This window comes from Olsenella sp. An188 (assembly GCF_002160255.1).
GTDB classification, from domain to species: Bacteria; Actinomycetota; Coriobacteriia; order Coriobacteriales; family Atopobiaceae; genus Thermophilibacter; species Thermophilibacter avistercoris.
Window position 1 is genome coordinate 108,001 of record NZ_NFKF01000006.1, and the last position, 20,555, is coordinate 128,555.

20 protein-coding genes are annotated in these 20,555 nt (G+C 70.7%); 11 read left to right on the forward strand and 9 right to left on the reverse strand.

The genetic code is table 11. The features are described 5' to 3' along the window. The first annotated feature begins 9 nt into the window (after window positions 1–9). The 6 genes from B5F23_RS07610 to B5F23_RS07635 all read left to right on the forward strand — a co-directional run bounded on the left by B5F23_RS07610 (window position 10) and on the right by B5F23_RS07635 (window position 7,706). The gene (locus tag B5F23_RS07610) at window positions 10–864 is read left to right on the forward strand and encodes a DegV family protein (RefSeq protein ID WP_087353334.1); all 855 of its coding nucleotides are present in this window, start codon (window positions 10–12) and stop codon (window positions 862–864) included. 54 nt (window positions 865–918) lie between these two features. Then, window positions 919–2,205, forward strand: a complete 1,287-nt coding sequence (gene purD / locus B5F23_RS07615; RefSeq protein WP_087353336.1) for a phosphoribosylamine--glycine ligase — start codon at window positions 919–921, stop codon at window positions 2,203–2,205. Between the two features lie 89 nt (window positions 2,206–2,294). Continuing rightward, window positions 2,295–2,969 (forward strand): NUDIX domain-containing protein, encoded by a 675-nt coding sequence (locus tag B5F23_RS07620; RefSeq protein WP_446723487.1) that lies wholly within the window; start codon window positions 2,295–2,297, stop codon window positions 2,967–2,969. An 86-nt stretch (window positions 2,970–3,055) separates the two neighbouring features. After that, the gene (locus B5F23_RS07625) at window positions 3,056–4,846 is read left to right on the forward strand and encodes an ABC transporter ATP-binding protein (protein ID WP_087353340.1); all 1,791 of its coding nucleotides are present in this window, start codon (window positions 3,056–3,058) and stop codon (window positions 4,844–4,846) included. A gap of 377 nt (window positions 4,847–5,223) precedes the next feature. Beyond that, window positions 5,224–6,021 carry a hypothetical protein gene (locus tag B5F23_RS07630; RefSeq protein WP_206392322.1) on the forward strand — a complete coding sequence of 266 codons (798 nt, stop codon included), beginning with the start codon at window positions 5,224–5,226 and terminating at the stop codon, window positions 6,019–6,021. A 128-nt stretch (window positions 6,022–6,149) separates the two neighbouring features. Next, window positions 6,150–7,706, forward strand: a complete 1,557-nt coding sequence (locus B5F23_RS07635) for a DUF6273 domain-containing protein (RefSeq protein WP_087353342.1) — start codon at window positions 6,150–6,152, stop codon at window positions 7,704–7,706. Window positions 7,707–7,821: 115 nt separating this feature from the next. On the opposite strand, the gene B5F23_RS07640 is transcribed toward B5F23_RS07635, so the two are convergent. Next, window positions 7,822–8,703 (reverse strand): PfkB family carbohydrate kinase, encoded by an 882-nt coding sequence (locus B5F23_RS07640; RefSeq protein WP_087353344.1) that lies wholly within the window; start codon window positions 8,701–8,703, stop codon window positions 7,822–7,824. A gap of 526 nt (window positions 8,704–9,229) precedes the next feature. On the opposite strand from B5F23_RS07640, the gene purE reads away from it, so the two are divergent. From purE to purN, 5 genes are all read left to right on the forward strand, one after another. Then, window positions 9,230–9,691 (forward strand): 5-(carboxyamino)imidazole ribonucleotide mutase, encoded by a 462-nt coding sequence (gene purE, locus B5F23_RS07645; RefSeq protein WP_087353346.1) that lies wholly within the window; start codon window positions 9,230–9,232, stop codon window positions 9,689–9,691. 26 nt (window positions 9,692–9,717) lie between these two features. Next, on the forward strand, window positions 9,718–10,782 hold the full coding sequence (locus tag B5F23_RS07650; RefSeq protein WP_087353348.1) for a class B sortase: 1,065 nt from the start codon (window positions 9,718–9,720) through the stop codon (window positions 10,780–10,782). An 11-nt stretch (window positions 10,783–10,793) separates the two neighbouring features. Further along, on the forward strand, window positions 10,794–12,320 hold the full coding sequence (gene purF, locus B5F23_RS07655) for an amidophosphoribosyltransferase (RefSeq protein ID WP_206392324.1): 1,527 nt from the start codon (window positions 10,794–10,796) through the stop codon (window positions 12,318–12,320). 86 nt (window positions 12,321–12,406) lie between these two features. Beyond that, window positions 12,407–13,504, forward strand: coding sequence for a phosphoribosylformylglycinamidine cyclo-ligase (gene purM, locus B5F23_RS07660; protein ID WP_087353350.1), 1,098 nt, complete (start codon window positions 12,407–12,409; stop codon window positions 13,502–13,504). Beyond that, window positions 13,494–14,108 carry a phosphoribosylglycinamide formyltransferase gene (purN, locus tag B5F23_RS07665; RefSeq protein ID WP_087353352.1) on the forward strand — a complete coding sequence of 205 codons (615 nt, stop codon included), beginning with the start codon at window positions 13,494–13,496 and terminating at the stop codon, window positions 14,106–14,108. Before purM ends, purN begins: the two co-directional genes overlap by 11 nt. A gap of 286 nt (window positions 14,109–14,394) precedes the next feature. Here the strand turns inward: purN and rlmD are convergent, their stop codons facing one another. The 8 genes from rlmD to B5F23_RS07705 all read right to left on the reverse strand — a co-directional run bounded on the left by rlmD (window position 14,395) and on the right by B5F23_RS07705 (window position 20,477). Beyond that, entirely contained in the window at window positions 14,395–15,561 is a 1,167-nt protein-coding gene (gene rlmD / locus B5F23_RS07670; protein ID WP_087353354.1) for a 23S rRNA (uracil(1939)-C(5))-methyltransferase RlmD, read from the reverse strand. Window positions 15,562–15,630: 69 nt separating this feature from the next. After that, on the reverse strand, window positions 15,631–16,716 hold the full coding sequence (locus tag B5F23_RS07675; RefSeq protein WP_087353356.1) for a type IV pilus twitching motility protein PilT: 1,086 nt from the start codon (window positions 16,714–16,716) through the stop codon (window positions 15,631–15,633). 11 nt (window positions 16,717–16,727) lie between these two features. Further along, window positions 16,728–17,183 (reverse strand): hypothetical protein, encoded by a 456-nt coding sequence (locus B5F23_RS07680; RefSeq protein WP_087353358.1) that lies wholly within the window; start codon window positions 17,181–17,183, stop codon window positions 16,728–16,730. A 47-nt stretch (window positions 17,184–17,230) separates the two neighbouring features. Beyond that, window positions 17,231–17,611 carry a hypothetical protein gene (locus B5F23_RS07685; protein WP_087353360.1) on the reverse strand — a complete coding sequence of 127 codons (381 nt, stop codon included), beginning with the start codon at window positions 17,609–17,611 and terminating at the stop codon, window positions 17,231–17,233. After that, window positions 17,611–18,135 carry a DUF4860 domain-containing protein gene (locus B5F23_RS07690; RefSeq protein WP_087353362.1) on the reverse strand — a complete coding sequence of 175 codons (525 nt, stop codon included), beginning with the start codon at window positions 18,133–18,135 and terminating at the stop codon, window positions 17,611–17,613. The genes B5F23_RS07685 and B5F23_RS07690 overlap by 1 nt, the downstream gene beginning before the upstream one ends. Further along, complete coding sequence (locus B5F23_RS07695; RefSeq protein WP_087353364.1) at window positions 18,132–18,452, reverse strand: hypothetical protein; 321 nt, start codon at window positions 18,450–18,452, stop codon at window positions 18,132–18,134. The genes B5F23_RS07690 and B5F23_RS07695 overlap by 4 nt, the downstream gene beginning before the upstream one ends. Then, complete coding sequence (locus B5F23_RS07700) at window positions 18,453–19,535, reverse strand: type II secretion system F family protein (RefSeq protein ID WP_206392332.1); 1,083 nt, start codon at window positions 19,533–19,535, stop codon at window positions 18,453–18,455. It abuts the gene before it with no gap. Window positions 19,536–19,544: 9 nt separating this feature from the next. Then, on the reverse strand, window positions 19,545–20,477 hold the full coding sequence (locus tag B5F23_RS07705) for a transglutaminase-like domain-containing protein (protein WP_158096144.1): 933 nt from the start codon (window positions 20,475–20,477) through the stop codon (window positions 19,545–19,547). Window positions 20,478–20,555: the final 78 nt, after the last annotated feature.

A 20,555-nucleotide genomic window follows, 5' to 3' on the forward strand; every position in this document is an offset into this window, starting at 1 on the left:
GGGCGGCTTGTGTCGGAAAGGGACTTCGCGATCGTCTGCGACAGCGGGTGCGACCTGCCGCCGGCGTTTCTCGAGCGCGCGGGCGTCGTGCTTGTCGACTTGGGCCCGTCGGGCGCGGGCGGCGAGCAGGACCTCTCGTCGCGGCTCGAGCGGACCTACCGCGACCTCGCCGCGCGCGGCTACGCGCGCGTGGCGTCGGTGCACTCCGCGGCGTCCTTCTCGCCGGCCATCCTGAGGGCGAGGGAGGCGGCTGAGGCCTGCACGGGCGTGTGCGAGGTCGAGGTGGTCGACTCGGGGGCCGCCTCGGCCGCGACGGGCATGCTGGTGGACAGGATCTCTCGCTACCGCTACTTCGGCGTAGAGTTTGACGAGGCCGTCGAGGCCGTGCGCCAGCTCGCGGGCCAGGTGCGCCTGCTCGTGGTGCCGACCGCGAAGGCGCACTTCGCGCGGCGCAGGACGCACCGCGAGCGCCAGGGGATCTTGGGGCGCGCGACGGCGTCGCTCAGGATGCGCGTGTCCGGCGAGCGCGGGCTCTTCCTGCTCTCGCGCGGGGAGGTCACGCAGCTGGCGCGCGCGACGGACCTCGTGGAGCTGACGAGCCGGCTCGCGCACGCGATGAGCGCGGTCTCGGCCGGCGAGGGCCCGGTCACGTACGCCCTGGTGGAGACCGGCGACCCGCGCGCGCTGCGCGCCGTCGAGAAGCCGCTCGACACCAACGAGTTCGAGTCCCGCCGCCTGGGGACGGTGCGCGCCACGCCCGCGGTCGAGGAGGTCGTGGGGGCAGGCGCCGTTGCCGTGGCCTTTGCGCCCGAGTCGGCGTACTCGCGCGAGGTGCCGCCCGCGCCTGCGGAAACGAAGGATTAGCGCCCCCCGCGAGGAGGGCACGGGGGCCCGCGCGGGCCCGAGAGGGAGGTTAGCATGAGCACCGAGAAGATCGACGTCCTGCTCCTTGGATCCGGCGGGCGCGAGCACGCGCTTCTCGCCAAGCTGGCGGAGTCCCCGCGCGCGGGCAGGCTCTACGTGGCCCCGGGCAACGGAGGCATGAACGCGACGGCCGAGGCCGTGGAGCTTGACGTGGAGTCGCCGGTGGCCGTGGCCGAGTGGGCTCGCGAGCACGGCGTGGGCCTCGTGGTGATCGGCCCGGAGGCCCCGCTCGTGGCCGGCGTGGCCGACGCGGTGCGCTCCGCGGGCATCCCCTGCTTTGGCCCCAACGGCGACGCGGCCCAGATGGAGGGCTCCAAGAAGTTTGCCAAGCAGGTCATGAGCCGCGCCGGCGTGCCCACCGCCGCCTACCGCAGCTTCACCGACGAGGCCACCTGCGCGGAGTACGTCGAGCGCGCGGGCGCCCCGATCGTGATCAAGGCCGACGGCCTGGCCGCGGGCAAGGGCGTCATCGTGGCCAAGACCACCGAGGAGGCGCTCGCCGGCGTGCGCGAGTGCTTCTCGGGCGTGTTTGGCGAGGCGGGTGCGACCGTGGTCGTGGAGGAGATGCTCGATGGCCCCGAGTGCTCGCTGCTGGCGCTCACCGACGGCCGTACCGTGGTGCCGCTCGCCACGGCGCAGGACCACAAGCGCGCGCTTGACGGAGACCGCGGCCCCAACACGGGCGGCATGGGCGTGTACTCGCCCGTCCCCGAGCACCTGGTGAGCGCCGAGCAGCTCGCCGCGATGGTGGAGATCGAGCGCCGCGTGGTGGCCGAGCTCGCCTCCGAGGGCATCACCTACTCCGGCTGCCTCTACGGCGGCTTCATGCTCACGTCCGAGGGCCCCAAGGTCCTGGAGTTCAACGCGCGCTTCGGCGACCCGGAGACCCAGGTGGTGCTGCCGCGCATGAAGGCGGACCTCATCGAGGTGTTCCTGGCGTGCGACGCGGGCACGCTCACCGAGGACATGGTCTCCTGGGACGACGACTGGGCCGTCTCGGTGGTGCTCACCTCCGCGGGCTACCCCGGCTCCTACGAGAAGGGCAAGGTCATCACCGGCATCGAGCGCGCCGAGGAGCTTCCCGGCGTGACGGTGTACCACGCCGGCACGGCCCTGCGTGACGGCGAGCTGGTGACGGCTGGCGGCCGCGTGCTCGACGTGACCGCGGTTGCCCCCACCTTCGAGGAGGCCCGCGAGCGCGCCTACGCCGCCTGCGAGCTCATCGACTTCGAGGGCAAGACGTACCGCAGCGACATCGGCATGCGCGCGATCGCTCGGTAGGCTGCGCGCCCCGGACGCAACGCCAGACAGCTAGGAGGACACTCATGGCAGAGAACGAGATCCCGTCCGACGGCGCCTACGAGGCCGCCATGGACGACATGCGCGAGTCCGTGGCCGCGTTCACCTACGACGGCGACCGGTCCAACCTCGACCACTTCTCCGGCGCGCCCGTCGAGCGAGACCTGGTCCTCGGCGAGGAGGACCCGCGCGACGCCGCGCTCGCGGAGAAGCCCGTGACCGAGGACGTTGCCTGGACGGGGCGCATCTTCAACGTCGACCGCCTGCGCGTCGAGCTGCCCGACGGCCGCATGGCCATCCGCGACGTGGTGCGTCACCCCGGCGCCGTTGCCGTGGTCGCGCTCACCGAGGACGGCCGGATCTGCCTGGTGCGCCAGTACCGCACCGCGCTCGGGCGCGTGACCGTGGAGATTCCCGCGGGCAAGCTCTCCCCGGGCGAGGACCCGCTCGAGTGCGCCAACCGCGAGCTGCTCGAGGAGACCGGCATGACGGCCGAGAGGATCGCGTTTCTCACCACCATCGCCACCTCCGACGGCTTCTGCGACGAGCTCATCCACATCTACATGGCCACGGGCATCTCGTTCTCCCGCTCCAACCCGGACGCGGACGAGTTCATCAACGTGGACCTCGTCCCGCTCGGCGAGCTCGTCGACGCCGTGCTCGACGGGCGCATCGAGGACGCCAAGACCGTCGTGGGCGCGCTCGTGTGCGACGCGATCTCGCATCGCCTCGACCCGGAGGCGTAGCGCGGGCGCGCGCCCCACGCCCGGCGCGGGCGGTGCTAACCTGTTCTGCGCACGATTCAGGCACGGAACCCAAGGAGCCCCGCCCCATGTCCAACAAGCCCCGCTCGCTCTTCTCGCGCTTCCTGAGCTACTACCGCGGCCAGCTGCACCTCTTTGTCATAGACATCGCCGCCGCCGTCACGGTGGCGGCGGTGGACCTCGCCTTCCCGCAGATCCTTCGCAACCTCACGGGCGGCCTGTTCACCGAGGGGCCGGACGCCATCATGGGCGCGCTCGCCTACCTGGCCGTCGGCCTGGTGGCCATGTACGCGCTGCGCTTCGTGTGCCGCTACTTCGTGATCTTCTGGGGTCACGTGATGGGCGCGCGCATGGAGAGCCGCATGCGCGAGGACCTCTTCGACGCCTACGAGCGCATGAGCTTCTCGTTCTTTGACCGAAACAAGTCCGGCGACCTCATGAGCCGCCTGGTCTCGGACCTCTTTGACATCGCTGAGGCCGCGCACCACGGCCCCGAGTTCATCCTCATCGGCGTGGTGGAGGTCACGGGAAGCTTCATCATCCTCTCCACCATCAACCTGCCGCTCACGGGCGTCCTGGCCCTTATCGCCTGCCTGCTTGTGGCCTACAACGTCTACGCCAACTACCGCATGCGCGCCGTCTACACCGAGAACCGCGTGCGCATCTCCGGCGTCAACTCGCGCCTGGAGGACTCGCTCGCGGGCGTGCGCGTGGTCAAGAGCTTTGCCGCGGAGGACGTGGAGCGCGCCAAGTTCCGCGCGAGCAACGACGCCTATCTTGACTCCAAGACGCGCATGTACCGCGCCATGGGCCGCTACCAGGGCGCCATCGCGGTCATGATGGGCGCGCTCAACACGGCCGTGGTGGTCCTTGGCGGCTGGCTCATCGCGCAGGGGCAGATGCAGGCGATCGACCTGGCCACCTACGCGCTCTACATCTCGCTGTTCACCGCGCCGATCACCTCAATCCTGGACTTCACCGAGACCTTCCAGAAGGCCATCGCGGGCTTCCGCCGCTTCTGCGAGGTGCTCGACACCCAGCCCGACATCCAGGACGCCCCGGACGCGCGCGCCATCAACGTGACCGAGGGCGCCATCAGCTACCGCGACGTCCACTTTGCCTACCCGGACACGCCCGGCGAGGCGGAAGACGAGGTCATCCGCGGCCTCAGCCTGGACATCCGCCCCGGCGAGACCATCGCGCTCGTGGGTCCCTCGGGCGGCGGCAAGTCCACCACGTGCTCGCTGCTGCCGCGCTTCTACGACGTGACCTCGGGCTCCATCGCAATCGACGGCCAGGACGTGCGCTCGGTCACCCAGCGCAGCCTGCGCGAGGCCATCGGCCTCGTCCAGCAGGACGTCTACCTCTTTGACGGGACCATCGCCGAGAACATCGCCTACGGGCGTCCGGACGCCACGCTCGAGGAGGTGCGCGAGGCCGCGCGCCGCGCCAACATCGCCGACTTCGTCGAGAGCCTGCCCGAGGGCTACGAGACCCAGGTGGGCGAGCGCGGCAGCCACCTCTCCGGTGGGCAGAAGCAGCGCGTGGCCATCGCGCGGGTGTTCCTCAAGAACCCGCCGATCCTCATCTTCGACGAGGCCACCTCGGCGCTGGACAACGAGTCCGAGCAGGCCGTCCAGGAGTCGCTCGCGGAGCTCTCCCGCGGTCGTACTACGCTCGTCATCGCACACAGGCTCTCCACTATTAAGAACGCTGACGAAATTGTCACGATGGAGGGCGGGCGCGTCTCGGAGCGCGGCACGCACGACGAGCTGCTCGCCCGCGGCGGAACCTACGCCCGCTACTACCAGATGCAGTTCGCGGACGGTGTCGTGGAGGCCGCGCCGTCGGCCGATTAGGCCGTCCCGCACGTCGCGGATGTGCAATTCTGCCGTTCAGTCCATAAAAACGGTGGTTCCGTGTGCAGTTTGGCCTCTCAGTCCATGCGTTTTTGAGGCTCGTGCGGGCGCCGGACAAAGAAACCCCAGTTGGCAAAACTAGGGGAGGGGACACATTTTGGCCAAATGTTGCGGTTCTCCCCAAAATCGCATGGACTGAGAGGCCAAATTGCACGACGCACCCGCGTTTTTATGGCTCGAAGGGCCCTTTTGCACATGGAGGCCCCGAAGCGGCGAGCTGGGATTGCGTATACTATGGTGGACCGAACCTTAAGCACTTGGAAGCCCGGCGCATGTGACCGGAGGTCATCGCCGCATCTGTGACGGGAAGAGAACGCATGGCTAAGAAAAGCGAGGTTGCGCGCATCCAGAGGGGCGCCCTTACGGCGGACGAGGCCGAGGAGCTGTTTTCTCGCGTCGACCACACCGGCCATACCGACGAGGAGCGCGCGCGGCGCCAGAGGGCGCACCGCAGGGAGAAGGGCGTCTCGCTCGACGTTGACCCGCTCGCAGACGAGGACCCCTCCGGCTCCAACGTGGGCAAGGTCATCGCAAAGACGGCCGTGTCCTTCGTCGTGGTCTTTCTCGTCGCGGTGGTCGTGGGCCAGGTCGCCTTTGGCCTCATCCGCCGCGCCAACACCGCCAACCTCGCCGAGGAGGCCAACGTCCGCACCGTCGCGTCCGCCCTCTCGGGCGGCGTGGAGTGGGGCAACGGCTTCACGCAGTTCCCCGAGGACTTCTCCGTGCAGGAGGCGGACGAGAACACGGGCCGCGTCGAGGTCACGGTGATAGACACGAGCTCGGAGAACGCGCTCGAGTGCTTTGCCGGCTCCCAGGTCCAGGCCACGGCCCTGGCGGTCAACGCCCTGCTCAACCCCAACGTCGACACGGTGGTCTACCACGTGAACGTCCACAAGGACGCCGAGGGCAACATCCAGCAGTCGTCGCTCTTCGGCTTCCTCAAGCCGACCGGCGACGTGAGCTCGTTCATGACCTTCGTCTGGACCAAGACGCAGTCTGAGAGCGGCGTGAGCTTCTCGTGTCGCATCACCGGCGTCGACTCCCAGCTGCAGGACGAGCTGCGCGACCAGATCACGACCTCGTTCACCCCGGTCCAGATCCTGAGCGGCGAGTAGCGCCCTCGGCGGCCGCCCCGCCGCGGTCCCTGCCCACCGAAATATGAGCCCCCTGAGAAGTTTTCGTAGTTTATCGCGACGCTTCATGGTACCGTGTGAGGACGTGCGGAAGAGCGAGGAGGGCGCGTATGAGGTGCAAACAGTGCGGCGAGGAGCTTCCCGAGCGCGCGAGGTTCTGCCCCTTCTGCGGGACCTCCGTCGACCTCGACGAGTCCGCAGGGGGCGAGAAGAACCACCCCGCTGGCGCCGAGCCGCCTGTCGAGGGCGATGAGGCCCCGACCACGCCCGAGCCCGAAGCCCCGTCCGACGGGACCGCCGCGCCCGCGGACGTCCCCGCTCCGCGCAAGCTCGAGGAGCCCCTCGAGCCGATGGGCGTGGGCGCCGTCCCGCTCGTTCCCGTGGCGCCGCCCCCGCGCGCCTCGTGGGTCTCGCAGCACCCCCGCTCCTACGGATCGCGCGTCGCGGGCCGTCCGAGCGGCGCACAGCATCGCGTTGACCACCCCTACCAGCACGACTTCCCGCGCGACCACGACCGTGACCGCGCGGCGGCCCGTCGCGAGGAGGCCCCCGAGCAGGCCGGCGAGGCGCCCGCGGACGAGGATCCGACCAGCGTCTCCGCCCCCGTCGCGCAGGAGCGCTCCGGCGGCCGGGCCCGCACCTCGCGCGCCCGCGAGGCCCTCCGGTCCCTGGCCGAGGGCTTCTCCGTCCCCGAGGTACGCCGCCGGCGCCTGATCGCGGTCGGCGTGCTCGCCGTGGCGATCGTGGGCGTTGCGGTCTTCGTGGGGTTCTTCTCGTCCAGCTGGATCGGGCCGTTTGCACCGCCGGCCGAGGAGGCGCCCCAGGTCCAGCCGCCCTCGGACGGCAGCCTCGCCGCCCTCGCGGAGCAGGGCGAGGAGGAGGGCGACGGCGCGTCCCAGCCCGAGGGCGGGCCGGAGGTGCGCGCGGCCGTGGAGGACTACTCCTGGGAGGAGCTCTCGCAGATCTCCGCGCTCATCGCCGCGGCGGACTCCGACGAGGCCGGCCTGGAGATCGCAAAGACCTACCACCTCTGCGCCGACGACGGCACGCTCGACGGCACCCAGACCAAGGACCTCGAGCTCTCGGACGGCACCGAGGCGAGCATGCGCGTCGCCGGGTTCAGGCAGGACGAGAAGGCCGACGGCTCGGGCGCGGCGGGCATCACGTTCATCGCCTCCGACGGCGTCTCCGAGCAGTCCATGAACGCGACGGGCCAGCTCGTCGGCGGCTGGGAGGGCTCCACACTGCGCGTCTGGATGAACGAGTCGCTGATCGGCGAGCTCCCGAGCGAGGTCTCCGACCTCGTGGTCGCCGTGGAGAAGCGCACCAACCCGCCGGCGGGCACCGGCGAGACAGGCCAGGACGTGACCGAGGACAAGCTCTGGGTTCCGTCGTACTCCGAGGTCGTGGGTCAGCCGGGCTCCGGCAGCAACCGCAGCGGCCTCTACGAGTCCGAGGGGGACCAGTACCAGCTCTTCTCCGACCTGGGCGTCACCTGGGCCGAGCCGAGCTCCGAGCTCGTGATCCCGTCGGGCGGCTACTGGTGGCTGCGCAGCCCCGACGTGGCAAACGACCGCTGGTTCGTGGTCGTGGGGCCGGAGGGCCAGAGCGCCTACGGCCACCGCCCCGCCACCGAGAACGCCATCGTCATGGGGTTCTGCCTCTAGCCCTTCTAGCCCTCGCCGCGGCGCCCCAGAGTCAGAAAGGAAGAGGCGGGGTCGGGCAGCGCGCCCGGCCCCGCCTCCTTGCAGGTACCCGGTTTTGGACCCGGCCGCGCGGGCCCTAGGCCAGCAGCGCGGTCACGTCCCCGAGGACGCTCTCGAAGCTCACACCGCGCACCTGGTAGTCGGGCTGCTCGGGCGTAATCTGCATGGCGTGGCGCACGAGCGCGCTCGCAAACTCGACGGCGGAGCGCAGGTCGCGCCCGGCGTAGATCGCCGCCGTGAGGCCGGAGGCGAAGAGGTCGCCGGTGCCGTGCAGCATGTAGGGAAGCAGCTCGCCGGATACCTCCTCCACCGCGCCGTCCCCGTCCGCCACGGCCACGTAGTTGCGGATGACCTTCTCGCCCGCGTGGACGACGCCCTTGAGCACCACGGACTTGGCGCCCATCCCAAGCAGCGCGTCCATCATGCGGCGCACGTAGGCCTCGTCCACGTCCTGGCTCTCGTAGGGGATGCCGGTGATGATCGAGGCCTCGGTGAGGTTGGGCGTGAGCACGTCCGCGCCGTCGACCAGGCCCTTGGTGGCCTCGCACATCTCGTCGGTGTAGGTGGGGTACTTGGCGCCGCCGTCGCCCATCACCGGGTCCACGATGCGCAGCGCGCGCGGGTAGTCGCGGTAGATGCGCAGGATCGCGTCGACCTGCTCGGCCGAGCCGAGGAAGCCCGAGTAGACGCCGTCCAGCTCGATGCCCTCCTCGCGCCACGCGTCGAGGTACTCTCCGAGCATGGGGGTGGTGTCGTGCATGTAGAACTTGGGGAAGCGCGTGTGCGCCGAGAAGAGCGACGTGGGCACGGGGCAGACGTCGATGCCCGCCGCAGAGAGCACCGGGATGGCGACGCCCAGGGAGCACTTTCCGTACCCGCAGAGGTCGTGGACGGCCGCCACGCGCGGCAGGTAGCCGCCCTCGCGCTGGTAGAGGTGCAGATTGCTGGCTGTGTTCATGGGATTCTCCTTTGTCCGCGGACTGATGGACCAGCGTACAGGGGGAAAGGATAGACCTTCTCTGTGGCGATGTGGTTACGAATCTCCAAAGCGCCGCCGGGGGTCGTCCCGGCTCCGGTGCCGGGCGGACCTGCGCTCCGGGGCCCGCGGGGCCGGGTGCCACAAAACGCGGGCGATTGGGTGTTATGGGGACCCCGTGTCTTGCCCGACGCCCCCTGCGGCAAAATCCCGGTGCGATTGGGTGGCATCCTTGATGCGACGTGCGCCCGGGCATCAAGGACAACACCCAATCACGCGGGAAACGTGGCCCTAGGCGCATAAATCGGCGAGAAGAACGCTGCGAGGCGGCACCCAACATCAAGGATGCCGCCCAATCGCACGGGGCTTCGGGCAAAACGGGGCTTCGGGCAAAACGGGGCTTCGGCCCAGCCCGGCCCGCCGCCGCGCGGCGCCGGATGCCCGGCGTGCCGCAGCGGCGCAGGTTGCGTATACTGAGGTGCCGTACCCAATCGAGAGAGGGAGCATCATGGCAGACCAGCCGCTCGTGGGAATCATCATGGGTTCCAAGTCAGACCTGCCCGTCATGGAGGCGTGCACCGCGCAGCTCGAGGAGCTCGGCGTGCCGTACGAGCTGGTCATCGCCAGCGCGCACCGCAACCCGGACAAGGTCCACGAGTGGGCCGGCTCCGCGGCCGAGCGCGGCCTCAAGGTCATCATCGCCGCGGCGGGCAAGGCCGCCCACCTCGGCGGCGTGGTGGCCGCCTTCACCCCGCTGCCCATCATCGGCGTGCCCATGAAGACCTCCGACCTCGGCGGCATGGACTCGCTGCTCTCCATGGTGCAAATGCCCTCCGGCGTGCCCGTGGCCTGCGTGGCCATCAACGGCGCCAAGAACGCGGCCATCTACGCCACGCAGATCCTCGGCGCCACCATGCCCGAGTACCGCGAGAAGATCGTGGAGTTCAAGCGTCAGATGGCCGAGGGCTAGGCCGGAGAGGTCAGGGGGGGCAGGCAATGGCCGCGCACTTCAAGCAGCCGGGCGACGACCGCGGCGCCCACGCGCGCCTGGGGGGCAACCCGCGCACCCGGCTCAACACCCGTCGGGGCGGCGAGGAGTCGTACCACGCCCCGGAGGGCAACCCGCACGCCGCGAGCGTGCCGCACCGCCACGACGCCACCTACATCCCGGTGGTGTCCGAGCCCTCCGACCAGCGTCGCGGCCACAACCGTCGCCGTCGCGACCACGGCTTCGTGGAGACCGACCCCTACGACCTCTCGGGCCGCCGCAGCCGTGACCCGCGCAAGCGCGTGGGCCGCGTCGTCTCGGTCCTGCTGTTCGTGGTGGGCATCGCGCTCATCGCCGTGGCGGCGGGCATGTGGATCCACAACCAGTGGCAGTACCACGAGCAGGACCGCATCAACGAGGAGCTCGCCACCTACGCCGACGTCTCCGACAACGGCTCCACGCCGCCGCAGGTAGACTGGGAGGCGCTCAAGGCCGTGAACGACGAGGTCGTCGGCTGGCTGCAGATTCCGGGCACCGCCGTCAACTTCCCCGTCTACCAGGCATCTGACAACGAGAAGTACCTGCACACCTCGGCCGAGGGCAACTACTCTCTCGGCGGCCAGGTGTTCATGGACTACGAGAACGCGGCGCCCGGCATGGTCGACGGCCAGACGATCGTCTACGGCCACCACCTGCGCAACGGCGCGATGTTCAAGCCCGTCTCCGACATGGCCAACCAGGAGATGTTCGACAGCGTCTCCACCGTCTGGTACGTGACGGAGGAGGCCACCTACGAGCTGGAGCCGCTCCTGCTGTACGAGACGGACGCCAACGACACCAACGTCCGGCGTTTCTCGTTTGAGTCCGTCGACGAGCTGCGCTCCTACCTCACCGAGCTTCTCGGCCGCGCCGTGACGAGCCGCTCCGACGCGGCCGACCTCATCGCCAACGCCAGCAACGTGCTGACGCTGTGCACCTGCAACTACGACAACGGCGACTCCGGGCGCACGCTGCTCGTCTGCGTGCCCAAGTCTGCCCACGCGTCCGCTGACGCCACGACCACGAGCGAGTAGGGAGCCCTTCCTTGGCAGAGATCAAAGCCGGTACCGCAAACGAGACAGAGGGGCTCCACGAGGAGTGCGGCGTCTTTGGCGTCTGGGCCCCCGGGCGCGACGTGGCGCGCATCACGTACTTCGCGCTGCGCGCCCTGCAGCACCGCGGCCAGGAGTCCGCGGGCATAGCCGTGGGCGACGGGCGCACGGTGCTCGTCCGCAAGGACCTGGGCCTCGTGACGCAGGTCTTCTCGGACGCCGACCTCTCGGCCATGCCGGGCAAGGTCGCCTGCGGGCACTGCCGCTACGGCACGGCGGGCGCGAAGGGCTGGGAGAGCGCGCAGCCGCACCTCTCCACCATCGACGACGTGATCGTGGCGCTGGCGCACAACGGCACGCTCGTGAACTTCGACGCGCTGCGCCGCGAGCTCATCGAGATGGGCATCCCCTTCCGCTCCAACACCGACTCCGAGGTGGCCGCGAAGCTCATCGGCCACTTCACGCGTCGCGCCGGCCGCCTGCGCACGGGCATCGCACACGCGATGCGCATGCTCGAGGGCGGCTACGCCATGGTGCTCGTGCGCGAGAACGCGCTCTACGCGTTCCGCGACCCGCACGGCATCCGGCCGCTCGTGCTGGGGCGCCTCGGCGACGACGGCTGGGTCGTGGCGAGCGAGACCTGCGCACTCGACATCTCCGGGGCCACCTTCGTCCGCGAGATAGAGCCCGGCGAGATCGTGCGCGTCTCTGACGACGGCATCCGCTCGGAGCGCGGCTGCAAGCCGGGCTGCCGGGCCGACTGCATCTTCGAGCACGTGTACTTCTCGCGCCCCGACTCCGTGAAGGACGGGGAGAGCTTCTACCTCATGCGCCACAACATGGGCCGGCGCCTTGCGCAGGAGACGCCCGTGGAGGCCGACCTGGTGATCTCCGTGCCGGACTCGGGAACGCCGGCGGCCGAGGGCTTTGCCCAGGAGCTGGGGATCCCCTTTGGCACGGGCCTCATCAAGAACCGCTACGTGGCGCGCACCTTCATCCAGCCCACGCAGGAGCTGCGCCAGATGGGCGTGCGGCTCAAGCTCAACGCGCTGCCCGACGTGGTGCGCGGCAAGCGCCTCGTGATGGTGGACGACTCCATCGTCCGCGGCACCACGAGCCGCCAGATCGTGCGCATGCTCAAGGCCGCGGGCGCCACCGAGGTGCACGTGCGCTCCGCCTCGCCGATGGTCACGTGGCCGTGCTTCTACGGGATCGACACGGGCAGCCAGGAGCAGCTCATCGCCGCGCGGATGTCGCTCGAGGAGATCCGCGCGCACATCGAGGCGGACTCGGTGGGGTTCCTCTCCATCGAGGGGCTGCTGGACTGCGTCCCCGGCGGGGCCGACGGCACGCGCGGCTACTGCAAGGCGTGCTTCACCGGCGAGTACCCCGTGGAGATCCCGCGCTCGTTCTGGGAGGAGCGCTTCCTGCCCGGGTTTGAGCCCAGGAACCTGAGCGCCGCGTCCGAGACGTCGCAGATGCCGATCGAGCAGGCCGAGAAGGTCCTCTCGCAGGAGTGATGGGTGCGAAGGGGCGGACCCTTCGCATCGTCAGGCAAAGAACTGATACGGAGGACCGCCCTTCGTGTCACGGAAAGGGGAGAAAGATGGCCGAGAAGCCCAGCACCAAGCACGTGAGTTACGAGGACGCCGGCGTCGACACCGCCGAGGGCCTCCGCGCGGTCGACGCGATCAAGGCGGCGGTTGCCACGACCAACCGGCCCGAGGTCATCGGTGGCCTTGGCGGCTTTGGGTCGTGCTTCTCGGCCGCGGCGCTCAAGGACATGGAGGAGCCGATCCTGGTCTCCGGCACCGACGGCGTGGGGACCAAGCTCGCCATCGCGCAGCTGCTCGACCGTCACGAGACGGTGGGCGAGGACCTCGTGGCCATGTGCGTGGACGACATCGTGCCCATGGGCGCCGAGCCGCTGTTCTTCCTCGACTACGTGGCGATCGGCAAGCTGCGCGCCGAGCACGTCGCCAAGATCGTGGGCGGCATCGCCGAGGGCTGCCGCAAGAGCGGCTGCGCGCTCGTGGGCGGCGAGATGGCCGAGCACCCCGGCGTCATGGCCGAGGACGACTACGACCTCGCGGGCTTTGTGGTGGGCGTGGTGGACCGTCCCAAGATGATCGGCCCCGAGCTGGTGCGCGAGGGCGACGTGATCCTCGGCCTCCCGAGCTCGGGCGTCCACTCCAACGGCTACTCGCTCGTGCGCAAGGTCGCCATCGAGGGCCGCACGGTCGAGGAGCTCGAGACCCCGCTTGACGAGCTGGGCGGCGAGTCCGTGGCCGATGCCGTGATGCGCCCCACGACCATCTACGCGGGCGGGCTTCTCGCCGCCCTGCGCGCCGGCGCGCCGATTCACGCGATGGCACACATCACCGGCGGCGGCATCACCGAGAACCTGGACCGCGCCATGCCCGAGGGCCTGGACGCGCTCGTGTACCGCGGCGGCGAGGACGGACCGGCGTGGAGCGTCCCGCCCGTGATCTCCTACCTGGTGCGCGAGGCCGGCCTCACGCTCGAGGAGGCGTACCGCACCTTCAACATGGGCGTGGGCATGGTCGTGATCTGCGCGCCCGAGGACGAGGTGACGGTGCGCTCCGCGCTCGAGGAGCAGGGCTTTGAGCCGTTTACGGTCGGTCGCGTCGTGGCGGGCACGCCCGGCGAGAAGGGCAAGGTGGTGTACGACGATGAGCGTTAAGCTGGGCGTTCTCATCTCCGGCAGCGGGACCAACCTGCAGGCCATCATCGACCGCATCGCGGACGGCACGCTTGACGCCACGATCGAGCTGGTCGTGAGCTCGCGTCCGAGCGCCTACGGCCTCAAGCGGGCCGAGGCCGCGGGCCTGCAGACCCTCACGCTCTCCAAGGAGATCTACGCGGACCCGGAGCAGGCCGACGAGATCATCGCCGCCGAGCTGCGCCGCCGCGGCGTGGACTACGTCATCATGGCGGGCTACATGCGCAAGGTGCACGACCCGATCCTGGCGGCGTTCCCCAACCGCGTGGTGAACCTGCACCCCGCGCTGCTGCCGAGCTTCCCCGGTGCACACGCCATCGCCGACGCCTACGAGCGCGGCGTCAAGGTCACGGGCGTGACCGTGCACTTCGCCAACGCCGACTACGACGCCGGTCCTATCATCGCCCAGCGCGCGCTCGCGGTGGAGGAGGGCTGGACGGTCGACGAGCTCGAGGAGCACATTCACGCCATCGAGCACGAGCTCTATCCCGAGGTCGTGGGCCTGCTCGCGGCCGGCCGCGTGCGCGTGCGCGAGAACGGGACCGTCGAGGTGGCGCCGGAGTAGGCGCGAGGCGGCGGCCGCGGCCGGCGTCCCCGCCGTCCGGCGGAGCGCTTTCCCGAACGGCGTCTCTGCCACGAACGGCGTGTGGTTGGGTGGCATCCTTGATGTGTCGAGTCCCCTTCTGTCGCAAAACGCGCCCAACTGGGTGGGTTTTGCGACAGGGACGGCCCTGACGCATCAAGAATGCCACCCAATCCGTGGGGGTTTGGGACAGACGGGACCCTTCCCGAAGCGCAGCGCCCCCCGCGGCGCACCGCACAGCCGTAAAGCCCCCGACGGGACCCGCGCTCTACCCCCGGACCAGCGTCGCCACGCACTCCACGTGGCGCGTGTGCGGAAACATGTCCACAGGCGTCACGCGCTCCAGGCGATACCCGCGCGAGCGCAGCAGCGACAGGTCGCGCGCCTGCGTGACCACGTTGCACGAGACGTAGACCACCTTCCGCGGCGCCAGCCCCGCCACGCCGTCGAGAAACTCAGGCGTGCTCCCCGCGCGAGGCGGGTCCATGATCACCGCGTCAAACCGCTCCGCCGCGCCCTCGCGCGCCATCCAGGCCGTGGCGTCGGCCGCAACGAAGTCGCATCGCCGCGCGACCCCGTTCGCGGCGGCGTTGCGCCGCGCGCACGACACGGCCCCGACCACCTGCTCAACGCCAACCACCTGCAGCTCATTCATTGCCGAGGCGGCGCAGATGCCGATGGTCCCCGTGCCGCAGTAGGCGTCGAGCACGCGCCCCGCCCCGCCGACGCCCTCGAGCGCCAGGCGGTAGAGCACCTCGGTCTGCTCGGGGTTGGTCTGGTAGAAGCTCGTGGGACCAATCTCAAAGCTGCACCCGAGCAGCTCGTCGTGCATAATGCCGGGCCCGTACAGCGTGCGGCACCTGCGCCCCAGGATCGCGTTGGTCCGCCGGTCGTTCACGTTCTGCACGATGCTCGTGACCTCGGGGCACTCGGCGCGCAGCTCCGCCACCAGGCGCTCGACTCCGCGCAGCTCGTCAACGCGCGTCACAAGGACGAGAAGAACCTCGTCGGTCTTCCAGCCACAGCGCACCACGGCGTGGCGCAGCACGCCCACGCCCCGGTCCTCGTCGTAGGGCGGGAGGTGCAGCCGCTCGGCAACGCGGCCCACGCCGCAGAGCACGCGTCGGGCCCGCGGGTCCTCAACCAGGCACTCCCGGCACGGCACGATCCGGTGCGTCCCCGTGGCGTAGAAGCCGCAGAGCACCCGACCGCGTCCGCCGTAGGCAAACGGGGTTGCCGCCTTGTGCCGGTAGCGCACCGGCTCGTCCATCCCACGGATGTCCTCCAGCGCGCCGCCGTCCTCCCTGGTCATGGGGCCGAGAAGGTCCTCGACCTGCTCCTGCTTGCGACGCAGCTGTATGGGGTAGGGAACGGCGAGCCACTCGCATCCCCCGCAGTCGCGCGCTATCGGACAGGTGTAGGTCTTGTATCCCATGAGGCCCCCTTCGTCCCGTCTAGGATACCCGACCGCGCCCCCGCGCCGCAGCCCGCGCCCCGCGCCGCGCTACAGCCCCGCCGCGTCCAGCCGCCGCGCCAGCGCCTCCTGGTGGATCGCGTACTGCAGCGCCACCTCGCGCGACACGCGCCCGCCCTCGACGAGCGCAAACAGGCTCTGGTCCATCGTCCTCATGCCGAGCTCCCCGCCCGCCGCGATGGCCGAGTCCATCTGGTGCGTCTTCTCCTCGCGGATGAGGTTGCGGATCGCCGCCGTGCTCACCATGATCTCCCACGCCGGCGTCACGCCGCCGTCGACCGTGGGAACGAGCTGCTGGCTCACAATAGCCTGCAGCACCATGGAGAGCTGCATGCGGATCTGGCGCTGCTGGCTCGCCGGGAACGCGTCGATGATGCGGTCCACGGTCCCCGCCGCGCCCGTGGTGTGCAGGGTCGAGAAGATCAGCTGCGCCATCTCGGCCGCGGTCACGGCGGTGGCGATGGTCTCCGGGTCGCGCATCTCGCCGAGCAGCATCACGTCCGGCGCCTCGCGCATCGCGGAGCGCAGCGCCTCTGCGTAGGTCTCCACGTCCGTGGGGATCTCGCGCTGCGTGACGATGCACGTCCCGTGGCGGTGCACGTACTCGATGGGGTCCTCCATCGTGATGATGTGCCCGCTGCGCTCGTGGTTCATCCGGTCGATGATGCACGCGAGCGTGGTGGACTTGCCCGCGCCCGCCGGCCCCGTCACGAGCACCAGGCCCTTCTTGAGGCCCGCCAGCGAGAGCACCTCCTCGGGGATGCCAAAGTCGGCCGGGTCGGGCAGGCCAAACGGGATGACGCGCACCACCGCCGCGAGCGAGCCGCGCTGGCGGAACACGTTCGCGCGGAAGCGCCCCACGCCCGGCAGCGCGAAGGAGAAGTCGAGGTCGTGGTTGCCCTGCTCCTTGACCCACGCGTCCGCGCGCCCCGGCGCCCACCCCGCTGCGGCAAGGATCTCACGCACCGCGGCCTCGGTGTCCGCCGGCATGAGCGCACCCTCGCCCAGCCGCGTCTGCCGCCCGCCCGACTGGTACGTCAGCGGCAGGCCCGCAACAAAGAAGACGTCGGACGCCCGGCGCTCGACCATCTCTCCAAGAAACTCCACCAGGTTCATCGTGGCTCCTCTCACTCCCGGCCCGTCCAAAGGACGTCGCCGGTGTTCTCCTCCCAGCGCGTGGTCGCCTTCCACGACGTCACGCGCACCTCCCCGTCGTCGCCCACGGCGAGCGTCGCGTCAAGGCACCGCCCGCTTGCGGACTCAACGTGCAGCACGACCTCGTCGCCGTCCATCTCTGCGGACGCAACGGGTCCCTCCTCGTCGCCGGCGGATGCCTCGGCAAGAAGTGCCTCCAGTCGCCGCCCCACCGCACTGGCGGCTCCGCTCGGCTCGGCGGCACCGGCCGCCTCGCGCACACGGGCCAGGACCTCGGCGGCCACGGCCTCGTTGGCGTAGTCGTCCGCCGTGAAGGCCGCCTGGCGCTCCGCGAGCGCGGACGAGGCCCGGGCCGTGGTCACGGCGAGGACCGCCATGACGGCCAGGCACAGGGCCACGACGAGCGCGAACAGGCTGATCGGTCCCATGCGCACGCCGGTTGTGCCGGCTCTCGCCCTCAGTGACGCACGTCCGCTCACGACTCGTCACCTCCCGCTGCCCGGGCGGTCGTGAGCTGGTAGACGAGCTCGCCCCCGGCGTCGGTCACGCTCACGGTGGCGCGCAGCAGGCCCGCCACCTCGTCGTCTTCCGTCACGTCAACGCGCACGCGGAGCTCGCCGGCCTCCCACGAGCCGTCCTCGCCGTCGGCGACGAAGCGCTCGGCCGCGTCGCGCGCGGCCACGACGGCCCGCGTGAGCCGCTCGGCCCGCTCGCCCTCGCGCGCGGCGCCAAGGAAGAGCGCGGCAAACACCGCCACGGCGGCGACCACAAACGCCAGCAGCACGCACGCCTCAACGAGAAACGCCGTGCCGCGCCACGGCGCGGAGCCGCCCGACCGCGTACGGTCATCGCCCATCACGACTCACCTCCCGAGCGCAGCGCCACGCGCGCCGTCCCCGCGTCGCAGGAGACCGTGAGCAGGCCGTCGTCCAGCTCAAACGAGAAGCTCCCCGAGGCGGCGAGGCGCGTGGCCCCCTGCGTGCCCACGGGCGACCCCTCCACCGCGTACTGCTGCACGAGCCAGCCGTCGGCGAGGAAGAAGCGCGTCTCGTAGGTGCCCGTGTCGAGCCGCTCCACCAGGACGAGCGCGTCGCCCTCCGGGCCCGCGGCGCGCGTCACCGAGCCCGCGGCGTCGGTCGCGCGCACGGCGTTGACCACCACGCCGAGCGGCGAGCGCGCCTCGGCGGCCGCGTCGCTGCGCTCGTTGAGCCGCTGGTAGACGGACGTGCCGACCGCAACGGCCCCGAGCAGTGCGAGCAGGAAGAGCGCGAGCAGCGCGACCGCAAAGACGTGGTCGGCCCTCCGCGCGTCCCCGCCCGGCCGCCGCGCCGCCTGGACCTCGCCGATGGCGTCGAGCAGACGCTCCGCCCGCCCGCTCATCGCGGCACCACCACGACGCTCGGCGCCACGTTGGAGGCGTAGGCCTCGTAGATGACGGCGTAGTCCTCGCGGTTCACCGTGAGGCCGTAGTGCTCCTCAAGGTAGGAGAGGTTGTGCGGGTAGGACCCCTCGACGGCGCAGCACTGCGAGGCCGCGCGCAGCACCGCCTCGCGCACGCTCGCCGCCCCCTGGTCGCGCAGCGCCGCCGCCACGGCCGGCCACGCCAGCGCGAGCGCGGCCACCGCCACGGCGCACGCGAGCAGCGCCCCCACGAGGGCGCGCCTGCCGCGCGAGACCTGTCCCTGCCGGCGGCCCATCTAGCCCACCGACCCCATGATGCCAATGAGCGGTAGCATGACCGAGACGAGCGTGGCGCCCACGGCCACGGTCAGAAACGCCGCGAGCACGGGCTCGGTGGCGTCCACGACGCGGTCGACCCGCTCGGCCGCCTCGTCAAAGAACGCCTGCGAGAGCCGCTCGAGCACCGCGTCGACCGAGCCCGCGCGCGAGCCAATGACGAGCATCCTCGCGTAGGTGGGCTCGAGCACGCCGCTCTCGGCGATGGCCTGGGCGAGCCCCAGGGCGCGCCCGGCGTCGGTCATGGCGTCGAGCGCGGGCTCGAGACGGCCCCTCAGCTCGTCGCTCTCCACGGTGGAGAGCGCCTCGGTCATGGCCGCGTCAACGTTGGAGCCGGCCGCCAGGCAGGTGGAGAGCGCCGCCGCAAAGCGCGAGAGCGCGAGCTGGCGCATGGCGTCGCGCGTGACGGGAAGGCGCTCCATGAGCCGCACGATCCTCGCCTGCCCGCGTGTGCTGCGGGCGAGAAGCGCCGCGCCGCAGGTGAGCGCCGCGCACACGAGCGTGGCCACGAGCGCAACCCACCCGACCGCCACCGACGCCGTGACCGCCAGGCCCGACCCCGCGGTGAGCGACCCGGCCATGTCCTCGTACACGCCGATGAACACCGGCAGGATGACGGCCACGGTGAAGACGAGCACCACGCTCATGACCAGCAGAAGCGCCGCCGGGTAGCCCACGGCCGTGCGGATCTTTGCGAGCATGCGCGCCTCCTCGCCGTAGTAGCCGGCCAGGCCGCGCAGCGTCTCCTCGGTGCGCCCGGCCCGCTCGCCCACGGCGAGCAGCCGGCAGGCGCGCTCGGGGAAGCGCCCGGACGCGGCGAGCGCCCCCGCGAGCGGCTCGCCGGCCGCCACCTGCGGGTACAGCGCCTCGCACACCGCCTCGAGCGGCGTGGCCGCCGCGCTCTCGCCAAGCAGCGCGAGCGCCTCGTCCGTCTGGATGCCGGCCGCGAGCATGGCGGCCAGGCCCTCGCAGAAGGCGGCGACCTCGCCGGCGGGCAGCGCCTCCGCGCCCGTCTCCCGCACCCGTCGTGTCATCCTGTCCATCGCAACCCCTTAGTAGACGTATCTGTCCGTGTAGGACGTCCCGTCGCCGACCGTGTCCCCGGCGCCGGCGGCCGCAAACGTGAGGTCCACGCGCGACCAGCTGTCCTGGTCCACGGAGAACTCCACGCTGTGCCAGCTTCCGTCCGCGTAGACCATGTTCCATGCGTGGTAGACGTCGTCCGGAGAGACGTAGCCGGTGATGACCTTGCACGGTATCCCCAGGCTCCGCAGCATCGCGCCGGAGAGCGACGCGTAGTCAAAGCAGATCCCCGACCCCTCCGCGAGCGTGGCGTCCGGGTCGGGCACGTAGCCGCTCCCGCCCGAGAGCTCGGCGGCCTTGTCGTAGTCGTAGCTGATGCTGGACGCCACCCAGATGCAGACGGCGCGCATGACGTCGCCCTCGTTGGCGGCCCCGGCGGCCAGCTCGCGCGCCTTGGCAACGGCGGCGCTGGATTCCGTGTAGCTGCAGAAGACGTTGGGGCGCACAAACGGCTCAAACTCGCTCGCCAGCGCCACGTCCACCGTAGTCCCTGCGATCTCAACGTAGTTGTTGCCGCTCGTGTTCTGCATCACGCGCACGCGGTACGAGCCGCTGCCCATGTTGAGCGGCGCCACCACGGCCGTCCCGTCGGAGGGCAGGTCGTAGTTGTAGCTCATCTCGCCCGAGCTGACCTGGAGCTTGAGCCGCGCGTCGCTCGTGGCCGAAGCGGCCACGTAGCCCTCCGAGGCGTGGGAGACGTCTATCACGGGGGCGCCGGCCGCAGCCGCGTCCGCGTCAAACGGGGCGAGAAGAACCTCGGCGGGCTCGGTCCACTCCGGTCCCGAGGTGGTGCCCTCGTCAAAGCCGTCTGCCGCGCTCGTGGTGGCGCCGGAGCATGCCGCAAGGGCAAGCGCGCAGGTCAGCGCTGCTGCGGTGACACCCCTTCCCCACGTGGAACGCACGGCACCTCCCCAGACCAACGCCCGGCAGCCGCCGGGCAGGAGCCCGTCGGTGCACATGATTATAGGGGAGGGGGTATG